Source organism: Finegoldia magna, assembly GCF_018371055.1.
GTDB lineage: Bacteria > Bacillota > Clostridia > Tissierellales > Peptoniphilaceae > Finegoldia > Finegoldia magna_I.
This window is the reverse complement of the sequence record NZ_JAGYZD010000025.1, coordinates 1-13,034: the sequence shown is the minus strand read 5'-3', so window position 1 is coordinate 13,034 and position 13,034 is coordinate 1. Positions and strand designations below refer to the sequence as shown.

General features: G+C 34.1%; 9 protein-coding genes. All 9 read right to left on the bottom strand.

Going from position 1 to position 13,034, the window contains the following annotated elements; all coding sequences use genetic code 11:
* Nucleotides 1-3,029, bottom strand: a 3,029-nt coding sequence (gene rpoC, locus KHW44_RS02225) for a DNA-directed RNA polymerase subunit beta' (RefSeq protein WP_304065407.1), incomplete at its 3' end; no start/stop codon positions are given.
* Complete coding sequence (locus KHW44_RS02220; RefSeq protein ID WP_304065405.1) at nt 3,016-6,570, bottom strand: DNA-directed RNA polymerase subunit beta; 3,555 nt, start codon at nt 6,568-6,570, stop codon at nt 3,016-3,018. The genes rpoC and KHW44_RS02220, both read right to left, overlap by 14 nt.
* Nucleotides 6,571-6,765: 195 nt before the next feature.
* Nucleotides 6,766-7,452 carry an acyl-[acyl-carrier-protein] thioesterase gene (locus KHW44_RS02215; RefSeq protein WP_002835014.1) on the bottom strand — a complete coding sequence of 229 codons (687 nt, stop codon included), beginning with the start codon at nt 7,450-7,452 and terminating at the stop codon, nt 6,766-6,768.
* A gap of 1 nt (nt 7,453) precedes the next feature.
* Nucleotides 7,454-9,274, bottom strand: a complete 1,821-nt coding sequence (locus tag KHW44_RS02210) for an ATP-binding protein (protein WP_304065400.1) — start codon at nt 9,272-9,274, stop codon at nt 7,454-7,456.
* The gene (locus KHW44_RS02205) at nt 9,274-10,227 is read right to left on the bottom strand and encodes a DNA double-strand break repair nuclease NurA (RefSeq protein WP_304065397.1); all 954 of its coding nucleotides are present in this window, start codon (nt 10,225-10,227) and stop codon (nt 9,274-9,276) included. The genes KHW44_RS02210 and KHW44_RS02205 overlap by 1 nt, the downstream gene beginning before the upstream one ends.
* Nucleotides 10,224-11,051 carry a 16S rRNA (cytidine(1402)-2'-O)-methyltransferase gene (gene rsmI / locus KHW44_RS02200; RefSeq protein WP_304065395.1) on the bottom strand — a complete coding sequence of 276 codons (828 nt, stop codon included), beginning with the start codon at nt 11,049-11,051 and terminating at the stop codon, nt 10,224-10,226. The genes KHW44_RS02205 and rsmI overlap by 4 nt, the downstream gene beginning before the upstream one ends.
* Complete coding sequence (locus tag KHW44_RS02195; protein ID WP_304065390.1) at nt 11,032-11,745, bottom strand: tRNA1(Val) (adenine(37)-N6)-methyltransferase; 714 nt, start codon at nt 11,743-11,745, stop codon at nt 11,032-11,034. The genes rsmI and KHW44_RS02195 overlap by 20 nt, the downstream gene beginning before the upstream one ends.
* A gap of 50 nt (nt 11,746-11,795) precedes the next feature.
* Complete coding sequence (locus KHW44_RS02190) at nt 11,796-11,966, bottom strand: DUF362 domain-containing protein (protein WP_002835022.1); 171 nt, start codon at nt 11,964-11,966, stop codon at nt 11,796-11,798.
* Between the two features lie 88 nt (nt 11,967-12,054).
* Nucleotides 12,055-12,897 carry a stage 0 sporulation family protein gene (locus tag KHW44_RS02185; protein WP_094205995.1) on the bottom strand — a complete coding sequence of 281 codons (843 nt, stop codon included), beginning with the start codon at nt 12,895-12,897 and terminating at the stop codon, nt 12,055-12,057.
* Between the last annotated feature and the right edge of the window lie 137 nt (nt 12,898-13,034).

The following is a 13,034-nucleotide window of genomic DNA, read 5'->3' as shown; positions in this document are numbered from 1 at the left end:
TCTGTTAATGGTTCTCCCTTTTCAACATGATCTCCTTCGTTAACTTTAATGTGAGCGCCGTATGGAATTTGATAAACTTTTTCTTCGCCGTCTTCAGCAGTTACGATAACATCATTTCTCTTTTTGTTTTCTTGGATTTTTACAGTACCTTCTATTTCAGTAATGTAAGCAAGTCCTTTTGGTTTACGAGCCTCAAATAACTCTTCAACTCTAGGAAGACCGGATGTAATTCCTACTCCAGCGATACCACCTGAGTGGAAAGTTCTCATTGTCAACTGTGTACCCGGTTCACCTATTGATTGTGCTGCGATTATACCAACTGCTTCACCAATGTTTACAGGCTTACCAGTAGCTAAGTTTCTACCGTAACATTTAGCACAAACGCCGTGTTTCATCTTACATCCAAGAACACTTCTTACTTTAACTTCTTTGATACCTTTTGATTCGATTCTTTCAGCAATAGCTTCATTAATCATATCATTTTTATGAACGATGATTTCTCCAGTATCCAAATCAAGGATATCTTCGAATGCATATCTACCGATAATTCTAGATTTCAAATCTTCAACTTGTCTGTTACCGTCTTTGATTTCTTTTGCAACTATATATTCATCAGTACCACAATCATCTTCAGTTATGATTACATCTTGTGATACATCTACAAGTCTTCTTGTCAAATATCCAGAGTCTGCAGTTCTAAGCGCTGTATCTGATAGCCCTTTTCTTGAACCGTGAGTTGAAATAAAGAACTCTTGTACTGAAAGACCCTCACGGAAGTTTGATGTGATAGGAATTTCGATTGTATTACCAGCAGTATCGGACATAAGACCACGCATACCACCTAATTGTCTGATTTGGTTTTCACTACCACGGGCTCCAGAAACGGCCATTATATTCAAGTTGTTATCAGCAGGAAGGTTTGTCATCAATGCTCTAGTTACATCTTTAATACATTGTTCCCAAATTTCGATAACTTTCTTGTATCTTTCTTCGTTAGTAATATCCCCTTGAAGATAGATGTCTTGAACCATATCAATTCTTTGTTCAGCTTGTTCAATTATTCCCTTCTTAGAATCAGGAATTGTAATATCTCCCATTGATATTGTCAATGCACCAATTGTGGAGTATTTGTATCCCATAGACTTGATGTAGTCTAACAATTCAGCAGTTCTGATATTTCCATATTTTCTGAAAGTTAAATCGATGATTTTAGATAGCATTTTCTTGTCAACTTGCAAATCAACTTCAAGCGAATATGGATCTTCTTCTCTGTTCACCATACCCAAATCTTGAGGGATTCCTTCGTTGAAGATAAATCTACCAACAGTGCTTTCTACAATTTTACTTGTACCATCGTTATTCACACTGTCACGTCTAACTTTTACTATTGTTTGCAATGTTACATAATGCATAGCATAAGCTAACATCATTTCATCAATATCTTTGAAGATTAATCCTTCACCTTTTTGACCTTCTTTTCTAGTAGTCATATAGAATGAGCCCAATACCATATCTTGTGAAGGAGTTGTGATTGGCTTACCATCTTTTGGTGCAAGAATGTTATTCGTACTTAACATCAAAAGTCTAGCTTCTGCTTGTGCCTCTGGTGAAAGTGGCAAATGGACTGCCATTTGGTCGCCGTCAAAGTCCGCATTGTATGCAGTACATACCAATGGGTGAAGTTTGATAGCTTTCCCTTCAACTAATATTGGTTCAAATGCTTGAATACCAAGTCTGTGCAATGTCGGTGCACGGTTTAGTAATACTGGATGATCGACTATAATATCTTCCAAAACATCCCACACTCTGTCATTTTCTCTTTCAACTAATTTCTTAGCGTTTTTAACATTGTGTGAAATTTCTCTCTTAACTAATTCTCTAATTACAAATGGTTTGAACAATTCAAGAGCCATTTTCTTAGGAAGACCGCATTGATAGAATTTCAAGTTTGGTCCGATAACTATTACTGAACGACCAGAATAGTCAACTCTCTTACCTAACAAGTTTTGTCTGAAACGACCAGATTTACCTTTAAGCATATCTGACAAGCTCTTTAATGGTCTGTTACCAGGTCCTGTTACAGGTTTACCACGTCTACCATTGTCGATAAGAGCATCTACTGCTTCTTGAAGCATTCTTTTTTCGTTTCTTACAATGATTTCAGGAGATCCAATATCCAATAATCTTTTTAGACGATTATTTCTGTTAATAACTCTTCTGTATAAATCATTCAAATCACTTGTAGCAAATCTTCCACCTTCAAGTTGTACCATTGGTCTGATATCTGGTGGAATAACTGGGATTACATCCATAATCATCCATGAAGGATCATTCTTTGATTCGATGAATGCTTCTACAACTTCAAGTCTTCTTAAAATTCTAACTTTCTTTTGTCCAGTTGCCCCTTCAAAAGTTTCAGTTAAATTTTTGTATTCTTCTTGTAAGTCTATTTTTTGAAGAAGTTCTTTGATTGCTTCAGCTCCCATTTTGGCTCTGAAATCAACATCTTCTTCGTACTTATCACAGTATTCTTCGTATTCTTGTTCAGTTAATAATTGTTTTTCGTATAAATCAGTTTTACCTGGATCTATAACTACAAATGATGCAAAATAAAGAACTTTTTCAAGTGCTCTAGGACTCATATCCAATAACAATCCCATACGTGATGGAATTCCTTTGAAATACCAGATATGACTTACAGGAGTTGCAAGTTCAATGTGGCCCATTCTTTCACGTCTAACTTTTGATTTTGTAACTTCTACACCACATTTTTCGCATACAATACCCTTGTATCTTATTCTTTTGTATTTACCACAATTACATTCGTAATCTTTTGTAGGTCCAAATATTTTTTCACAGAATAAACCTTCTTTTTCAGGTTTTAATGTTCTATAATTGATAGTTTCTGGTTTTTTAACTTCTCCCCAAGACCATTGTCTGATTTTGTCTGGTGAAGCCAAACCAATTTTCATAGCTTCAAAAGTATTTTTTTGTACCAAGGAGCCCTCTCCTTTCTTATAGTCTATCATCGCTGCCGAATTCGCTAGAATCATCGTCTTCTTCTATCAATTCGACTTCTTCGTTATTTTCATCAAGTAATTTAACATCCAAAGATAATGATTGAAGTTCTTTAATTAAAACTTTGAATGATTCAGGAATTCCTGGTTCAGGAATATTTTCACCTTTAATAATTGCTTCATAAGTTTTAACACGACCTACAACATCATCTGATTTAACAGTTAAAATTTCTTGAAGAGTATGAGCTGCACCATATGCTTCTAATGCCCAAACTTCCATTTCTCCAAATCTTTGTCCACCGAATTGAGCTTTACCACCCAATGGTTGTTGAGTTACAAGAGAGTATGGTCCTGTTGATCTGGCGTGGATTTTTTCTGCAACCATGTGGTGTAGTTTTAACATATACATGTATCCTACAGTTACTGGGTTGTCGAAGTATTCTCCAGTTCTACCATCTCTTAACCAAATCTTTCCTGTTTTTGGATATCCTGCTTCTTCCAAAGCGTCTTCTATTTCAATGTCACTTGCACCATCAAATACTGGTGTAGCAACTTTCCAACCTAATTTACTAGCTGCAAGTCCCAAGTGAACTTCAAGTACTTGTCCGATGTTCATACGACTTGGTACCCCTAATGGGTTAAGAACTATTTGTACTGGTGTACCATCTGGTAAATATGGCATGTCTTCTTCTGGCATAATTCTTGAAACGACACCCTTGTTACCGTGACGACCACACATTTTATCCCCAACCATGATTTTTCTCTTAGTAGCTACGAATACTCTAACTACTTTGTTAACACCTGGAGATAATTCGTCGCCGTTTGCTCTTGAATAAGTTTTAACATCAACAACAACACCAGATTCACCATGAGGAACTCTCAATGAAGTGTCTCTTACTTCTCTAGCTTTTTCGCCGAATATTGCTCTCAATAGTCTTTCTTCAGCAGATAATTCTGTTTCTCCTTTTGGAGTAACTTTTCCTACCAAAATATCTCCTGATTTTACTTCAGCACCAATTCTAATAATTCCTTCATCGTCAAGATTCTTTCTCATATCTTCTCCGATATTTGGAATATCTTTAGTTATTTCTTCAGCGCCTAATTTTGTTTCACGAGCTTCTGATTCGTGTTCTTCTATATGAACAGATGTCAATACATCATCTACAACTAATTTTTCGTTTAATAACATCGCATCTTCGTAGTTGTATCCTTCCCAAGTCATGAATGCAATAAGAATGTTCTTACCTAAAGCCATTTCTCCCATGTTCGTACTTGGACCATCTGCGATTATATCATCAACATCAACCTTGTCACCTTTGTTTACAATCGGTCTTTGGTTGAAAGTTGTACCTTGGTTTGCTTTTTTAAATTTACGAATAGTGTACTTATCAACTTTTCTATCTTCATCACGAGTGATTTCAATTATATCAGAAGATACTTTTGTGACTGTACCTTTGTGTTTTGCTTTAACTACAACACCAGAGTCCTTAGCAGCCTTGTGTTCAATTCCAGTACCAATAATTGGCGCTTGAGTTGCCAACAATGGAACTGCTTGTCTTTGCATGTTTGAACCCATCAACGCACGAGTAGCATCGTCGTTTTCCAAGAAAGGAATCATAGCTGTACCTACAGATACGATTTGTTGCGGACTAACGTCCATGTAGTCAATTAGTTCTCTTGGATAAATATCATTTTCTCCGTTTATACCACGACCAGAAACTCTTTCATTTATAAATCTAGAGTTTTCATCCAATGGTTCGTTCGCTTGTGCAATTATATATTTATCTTCTTCATCAGCTGTCAAATAAACAATATCTTCAGTAACTTCACCAGTTTCTTTGTCTACACGTCTGTATGGAGTTTCTAAGAATCCATACTCATTAGTAGTAGAATAAGTTGTCATAGAAGTTATAAGACCGATATTTGGTCCTTCTGGTGTTTCTATCGGACAGATTCTACCATAGTGAGAGTCGTGAACGTCACGCACTTCAACCCCTGCTCTATCTCTTGACAAACCACCTGGTCCCAAAGCTGACAATCTTCTCTTGTGAGTAAGTTCTGCCAATGGGTTTGTTTGTTCCATGAATTGTGACAACTGACTTGAACCAAAGAACTCTTTGATTGCAGCTGTAACTGGACGAACGTTGATTAGTGATTGTGGAGTTGCCAAGTCTGGATCTTGTGTGCTCATTCTTTCTCTTACAACTCTTTCCATTCTTGATAAACCAATTCTGAATTGATTTTGCAACAATTCACCAATAGTTCTTACACGTCTGTTACCTAAGTGGTCGATATCATCAGTTGAACCAATTCCAAAGAATAAATTGAATTCATAGTTAATTGATGCCAAAATGTCTGAATGGATTATATGAATTGGAGATAATTGATGAACATTCTCTTCAATCGCTCTTCTGATTGATTTTTCGTCATCATTTTCTTCCAAGATTTTTTCCATAATAGGATAATAAACTTTTTCTGACAAATTCAAATCAGATAAATCCATATCCAAACCAAAACTATCCAAATCGACAAAGTGATTACCGATAACACGAACGCTTTGACCTTCGTGTCCGATAACATCAACAACATTTATACCTGCATTTTCGATTTCGATTGCCATTTCTTCAGTAATCAAATCTCCTGCAGTAGCTAAAATTTCTCCTGTTGATGTATCCACAACATCTTCTTTTGCTTTTTGATTAGTAATTCTATCTCTCAAAGATAATTTTTTATTGAATTTGTAACGTCCTACCTTTGCTAAGTCGTATCTTCTACTGTCGAAGAACATATTGTTAATCAAAGGTTCTGCACTTTCCAAAGATGCAGGATCTCCCGGTTTTAATTTCTTATAAATTTCAATTAAAGCACTTTCTCTGTCTTTTGAAATTTCTTTTTCGAGAGTTTTTCTTAAAATTTCAGAATCTCCCATAGCTTCAATTATTTCTTCATCAGTGTCAAATAATAAAGCTCTAAGTAATGTAGTAACAGGTAATTTTCTAGTTCTGTCGATTCTAATATTCACTACACCACTTGCATCAGTATCCATTTCTAACCAAGCACCTCTGTTTGGAATAACTGTAGATGCGAAGTTGCTGTTACCTGATTTATCAATTTCTTCGGCGAAGTAAACACCAGGACTTCTTACAAGTTGGCTTACAATTACCCTTTCAGCACCATTGATGATAAATGTACCACTGTCTGTCATCAAAGGGAAATCACCCATAAAAACTTCTTGTTCTTTTACTTCTTCTGTGTCGGTGTTAATTAATCTTACTTTCACTTTTAACGGGCAAGAATAGTTAGTATCTCTGTCTTTTGCCTCTTGGATTGTATATTTTGGATTTTCCTCAAAATAATAATCCACAAATTCCAAAACAAGACTTCCCGCATAATCTTTTATAGGACTAATGTCTTCAAAAACTTCCTTGATACCTTTTTTTACAAACCAATCGAAACTGTCAGTTTGAATACCAATAAGATTTGGAAGTCCCAAAACATTTTTGTTCCTAGAAAAGCTAACTCTGTCCGTTACTCCATACTTTTCAGTATGCATATACTTCACCCCTTATACTATCTTAAACTCCTAAATAATCTACTTTATAGCATAATTATCCATTTTTATACTGTATCTTAGAATTATATAACAACATTTTTATTTTGTCAATTATTTTTTTATTAAATTTCGGCTATTTTTCATATTTAAAATTAAAAAAACTCACAAAACAAAAAATCATTTTGTGAGTTAAATTTATTTCGTAATTTTTATTGTTGTTTTCAATACTCCATTAGAAATTAATTTGAAATAAATACTGCAATCTTTTTCTAATTTATAAATCTCTACACTTTCATCTAATTTAAGTTCTTTTTTATACACAACTTCCACTTTCTTGATTGTATCATCGTCCAGATAATTTTCAATCCATTCGATATATCTAGCATTATTTGCGTGATAATTGTAATCTATATCTGTTTTTCTTACAGTGTATTCGCCACACTTTTTATAATCGCCGTCTATTAGTTCCAAATCCTTTTCGACAATGTCATAACCATCTTCTCTTCCGTAAATCACTCCAAGTTCATCACTTATTCTCATAGGAAGCTTCTTTTCCGGATTAACAAGCAGCCATTTTGTTTTAGCTCTTACAATTAATTCACCATTTTTAAAAACATCGTAGTTACGAAAAGCGTAGAATTTTCTTGTATATGTGTGGTAAGTTTGAATTGTCAAATCGTCAAATCTTTCAGGCATGTCATGTATATCAACATCCCATTGATATATAATCCAACTTCCATTCAAATCTTTTAGTTGTTCTTTGAGTATTTCTTCTTGTTTAATGGAACATTCAAGCATATAATCGAATAACTTGTTCAATCTGATTTTTGAATTTATCCCACAAAACACGTTCATAACTTTCGTATTTAAACTAACTTTCATATTACTCCTCTCTTAAATAATAGCTTTCTCCCATGATAGATTTTTTCTTGGTAATATATCCATCATTGCTAAGCTTATTTAATTTGTTTTCCAAATCATTGACACTCATTTTTATATTGTGTCTTTCTTCGATTATCTTACAAATTCTGAACAAATCAAGAGTTATTGGAAATACGTTGTCTTCTTTTAGCATGTTGAATAATTCCATATCCGATTGATTTTTCTTTTGAACATTTATTTGTAGCATTCGATACATTTCATCAAAAGGATTTTTGAATTTCGGTTGTGTAGTGTATGCTAGTCTTATCCTTGCAAACAATGTTTTTCCGATTTGAGCTTGGGAAATGAATACATCACCATTTGATAGATATGGTAGTCTTCGTATTTCTTCTGAGGACAAATCAGTTTCTTTTCTGATAACTTCAAGGTCTTTTTCAGTTGAAATTCTAAAAATAAATTTTGTAGACAACTGTGCAATTGTAGTCTGTTCGATAGCTGCCATTCTTTGCGATGCTAATATTAGGAAAACTCCGTATTTTCTACCTTCTTGGGCGATTTCCTTGATAATTCTTCGTGTTACAGATATCTGGTCACTACCGCAGAAGTTGTGAGCTTCATCAAAAACCATACAAATAATCGGAAAATATTCGTTTGTCATAGCATCAACGTATCTTCTTCTTTTTCTATAACAAGAATTCACTGCGTACGATGCGTACAAATTTAGCATCTTTTGCGTACCTTGAATTATAACTGTTTTGCCATCTTTTAGTGCTTCGAAAAGTTTTTGCGAAGTGTTCAAGAATATATCTGTGTTCAGTAATCTATTAAATCTCCTGATAACAGCTTGAAGCGAATCCACGTTTACAAGTTGTGAAAATCTTTCATAGTATCCCGTCGTATCATCTTCCTTATCTGACAAGGCTTTGGATATGGTTGTCAAATAATCCAAAAAAGCATTTGCGCTCGATTGTGTTATTGAGTCTTTGTCAAGGATAGCTTCATAAGCAGATTTCATGGATTCTGTGAGTTCTCCTTGTGTTTCTATCAAACTGATAAGCTCATATCTGTTCAAGTCAGGAAAATTAATTCCCAAATCTTCCCCAACTTTTAAAACTTCAAATTTGTCAGAAAAATCAACCCCATAATTTTCAAGTGTCCTATCCTTAAATACCATTTGGTTGTGTGGATCAAACACAATTGTTGGAACAGATTTTTTCATTAATTCTTCAATTACTACTCTTAGCCCGTATGATTTACCAGAACCCGAACCACCAAAAATACCAATATGTGGATATTCAATCATATTGTAGTAGTTAAATAAATACACCAATTCTTCTTGATCGTGAATATTTTGATTAGAATCCATGATCTTAAGCAAATTTTTATATTCTTCAGGACAGGTTTTATAAATTTCTTCGGTGTTTTTAATAATTCCAATTTCAAGTGATTTGTCAATTGTACCAGAATAAAATAAATGTTTAATCTCATCAAATTTCGGTTTTCTGACTGTAGATCCCGCTTCAATCGCAAATGCTGGATCGTCCATCACTCTGAATTTGTAAATGTATTTGATGCCTTCAGAAATGTTGTATCCTACTGCTTGAAGTTTTAGAATTTGTTCTTTGGTTATATAAGAATCGGCGGTGTTTGACTCCATAAATTCATTAACACTGTGAGTTTCTGTGACTTGACACAAAATATCCCCTTGTTTGATATCTTCCACAATCATATATTCATTGATTCTTAGTCTATCGTATTTACTAGCCACGTAACATTCGATTTGGTCGGTCATACCGACTACTCTAAAATCTAAATCATTCATTATATAACTCTTTTACTCCTTTGAGATCTAAATATCGATTGATACATTTCAGTATCCAAGTATTTCTTCGCCAAAATTTCAGCTTGTTTGTTGTCAATCCTTGTTTTCTTGTCGACCAAATCCAACAAAAACGGCACTCCTCTTGTGTTTTCATCAGACAGTGTAAGCACGAAAGAAATTATTTCATCAAAATCATCCATGTTTTGCGATGGAATGTCGATAGCTATTACGCAAGGATCCTTAGATGTTCTTATAAAAGCTTGTTCTATATCGTACTCTTCTTTTCTGGATTTATATTCTTCTACGACAAACCCTTCATTCATATCTAATACATTGAACAACGCTTCTCTGTCGAAAAGCATCCCTACATTAACTCCGTTTTCGTTAAATGTGTTCATGATAATTTTCGTGTTGATTTCTTCGACAACTCCAACTAAAAAAACACCTTTCATATCACAAAGTTCTACCAAATCATTGTATAAATCTTCCGCTTCAAGGCTATATCTCATTAATGTTCCGTCCATCATAAGTATTTTGATGTCGTGATGTGAAACTGCTTCGATCGCTACAGCAAGTTCTGTAGCGCACAATTTTTCTTTTGAGATTTGAAATTGATCTCGTTCTGAAAATTCATCCACCAACGGACACAAAATATCCGCCTTAACCAACGGCTCTTGGTCAGAACTTAGAAGAGCCATCGATTGAAAAAACTCCACATAGTTCGGATAATTTGCGCCGATTCTATTAACTGAGCCGTCTACAACGCAAATACATCCATCTTGCTTAATTTCTTTTAGCCTATCAACGCTAAATCTATCGTAAACTTTGATTTTACCAATCTCATCTGTAATTAAATCCCTTACATTTTTCCTACTTAATTTAGAGATATTTTTTCTATTTTTAAGTCTTTCGTTCAAATCCGATACTTTGTCGATCAAATCTTTTGAAATCATAATTCTAAGCTCTCTTTGTAGACATCATTTTTCTTCAATCCGTACATGTCGCTCACAATCTTCACTGCTTGCTTCTTGGATATTCCATCGTTGATAAGTTCTGTGAGTTTTTCTTTTACATCTATATCTTCATTTTCTTCGATAAGTTTGTCGATTACAATTACAAATTCACCTTTTACAGTTTCATTTTTCAAAATTTCGATAACTTCAGCACACGTCCCTTTCATAACGGATTCGTGAATTTTCGTAAGCTCTCGTAAAACACAAATCTTCCTGTTTCCTAAAAACTCACTGAGTTCTTCGACCGTCGCTTCAACTCTGTGAATCGATTCGTAAATTATTGTAGTCATAGTTGCATTTTTGATTTGGTCGTAAAACTTATTTTTCTCAGCATTTTTTCTTGGCACAAATCCCAAAAAAGCGAATTGCAAACTATCGAATCCACTTCTCACCAAAGCAGTTATTGCAGCACTTGCGCCCGGTAATACTTCAATATCGACATCTCGATCAATCGCCTTTTCTAGTAAAATTTGTCCTGGATCACTAATAGAAGGCATTCCCGCATCACTTACTACAGCGCAATTTATATTCTCCAACAAAATTTTGTCGATAATTTCTTCTGATCTACTTTGTTCGTTGTGTTTATGATAACTCACAAGAGGCGTTTTGATGTCGTAATAATTCAGTAATTTCGATGTATTTCTGGTATCTTCACAATAAATTACATCCACATTTTTCAAAACGTCCAACGACCTCAAAGTCATATCTGCCAAGTTTCCAATTGGAGTTGGCACAACGTAAATTTTAGACTTTTGTAATTCCATATATATTCATCACTTCTTCCGTGTAGTCTTCATCATTATAAATAATCAGATTTTTCTCAAAAGTTAAGAATGGTTTCTGATTTTTCACAAATTGTATCAAAACGAGATTGGGCTTATCGTCAATTCTCGATTGCACAAACCTAATTCTCTTTGCTTCCATATTGTGATTTCTCGCAATACTTAACAAATCGACTAATCTCTCACATCTATTTATCATAAACAAAGATCTATTAGATTTGAGCTTCAACTTTGCAAATTCAAATAAATCTTCTAATTTCATCTCATTATCGTATCTCGATGTGTGAAAATTAGTATTCTTGTTAGAAATACCGTGGCCATTTTTTTGATAAGGTGGGTTAACTATTATGTTATCGATTGAATCGTTTTTGATGTAGACATTTTTAAAATCATCATTGATAATATCGACATTTTCCAGATTATTAATCTCAATGGTTTCAGCCAACATATCTGCAACATCTTTTTGAATTTCAATTGCGATGCATTTTGACAAATTATACAAAGCCATACATCTCAACATCAATATCCCTGTCCCACAACCAATATCTATAAGATTGGTTCCTTTTTTCATTTTTGCAAAATCTGTAAGGAGGATAGAGTCAATCGTAAAAGAAAATTTCTCATCATCAGCAATTATTTTTAAATCGGTTTTTGGTATAAAATGTTCTCTTTTCATATTAAAAAAATAGACCACTCAAAAATGAGTAGTCTAATTCTCCCCTAAAATTAGCAGTCTTGATGTGGAGCATCTACTGGACATACGTCAGCACAAGAACCACAATCGATACATGCGTCTTGATCAATTGTATAAATGTCCCCTTCAGAAATACAATCTACTGGACATTCAGGTTTACATTGTCCGCAAGCGATACAATCGTCAGAAATTTTATAAGCCATATTGCTTTACCCCCTTGTAATTTTAGAGCGTATTATGTATTTATGCTCTACAATCATTATTACACACTATTAGAATAAATGCAAGTGTTTAATGACATTTATGATTACATCCACCGCACTTATTAAAATCGATTAATTCGTCTACATTTACTTGGATTAATTCTTCTGTTTCATCCTCTGTCATCACTTTTACTTTCACAGATTCCAAAAGAGTATTAGTTTCAGTCACAACTCCTTCTCCCATCTCAGTAGTAACTTTTTGACCAACGTGCGGCATTTTCTTTAATTTGCACTCATAACCTTCTTGCTCATAATTCAAGCAACACATAAGTCTTCCACAAAGCCCACTGATTTTTGAAGGATTAAGCGATAGCGATTGGTCTTTCGCCATTTTGATACTAACTGGATTGAAATTTCTCATATATCTGTTGCAGCAGCATCTTTGACCACAAGGACCAATTCCTCCTGCAATCTTCGCTTGATCCCTCACTCCAATTTGTCTCAATTCTATTCTGATTCTGAAAATTCTCGCTAATTCTTTTACTAATTCCCTGAAATCAACTCTTTCATCTGAAGTAAAATAAAAAATAACCTTATTGTTATCAAATGTATATTCACAGTCCACTAATTTCATATCCAAACCGAATTCTTTTACTTTTTCTTTGCAGACTTCGATAGATTCCTTAGCTTTCTTTTTATTTTCCATATAAATATAATCATCTGCACTATCAGCCAATCTTATGATTGGTTTAAGATCAGACGATAATTCTTTTTCATTAATTTCAAAATTTTCTTTTACAACAACTCCATACTCAATACCACGAGCAGTCTCTACAATTACGTGATCTCCTAGTTTATATTGAAGATTATTGGAGTCGAAGTAATACACTTTACCAGCTTGTCTAAAACTAACACCAGTTACATCAAGCATAGTTTTCCTCCATTATATACAATAAAAGCTCTTCCATAGAAAGCTCAAAATTCGCATTAACTTTAAAATATCCTCTTACAGACTCAATCTTGTCCAAAGTATCCACGATAATTCTCTCATTAGCCTTTGGATATTTC

What these genes read in the sequence shown, in the direction of transcription:
- rsmI (WP_304065395.1), bottom strand. Translation starts at nt 11,051, where the DNA reads ATGGAATTACAAAAGTCTAAAATTTACGTTGTGCCAACTCCAATTGGA.
- KHW44_RS02205 (WP_304065397.1), bottom strand. Translation starts at nt 10,227, where the DNA reads ATGATTTCAAAAGATTTGATCGACAAAGTATCGGATTTGAACGAAAGA.
- KHW44_RS02190 (WP_002835022.1), bottom strand. Translation starts at nt 11,966, where the DNA reads ATGGCTTATAAAATTTCTGACGATTGTATCGCTTGCGGACAATGTAAA.
- KHW44_RS02215 (WP_002835014.1), bottom strand. Translation starts at nt 7,452, where the DNA reads ATGAAAGTTAGTTTAAATACGAAAGTTATGAACGTGTTTTGTGGGATA.
- KHW44_RS02195 (WP_304065390.1), bottom strand. Translation starts at nt 11,745, where the DNA reads ATGAAAAGAGAACATTTTATACCAAAAACCGATTTAAAAATAATTGCT.
- KHW44_RS02210 (WP_304065400.1), bottom strand. Translation starts at nt 9,274, where the DNA reads ATGAATGATTTAGATTTTAGAGTAGTCGGTATGACCGACCAAATCGAA.
- KHW44_RS02185 (WP_094205995.1), bottom strand. Translation starts at nt 12,897, where the DNA reads ATGCTTGATGTAACTGGTGTTAGTTTTAGACAAGCTGGTAAAGTGTAT.
- KHW44_RS02220 (WP_304065405.1), bottom strand. Translation starts at nt 6,570, where the DNA reads ATGCATACTGAAAAGTATGGAGTAACGGACAGAGTTAGCTTTTCTAGG.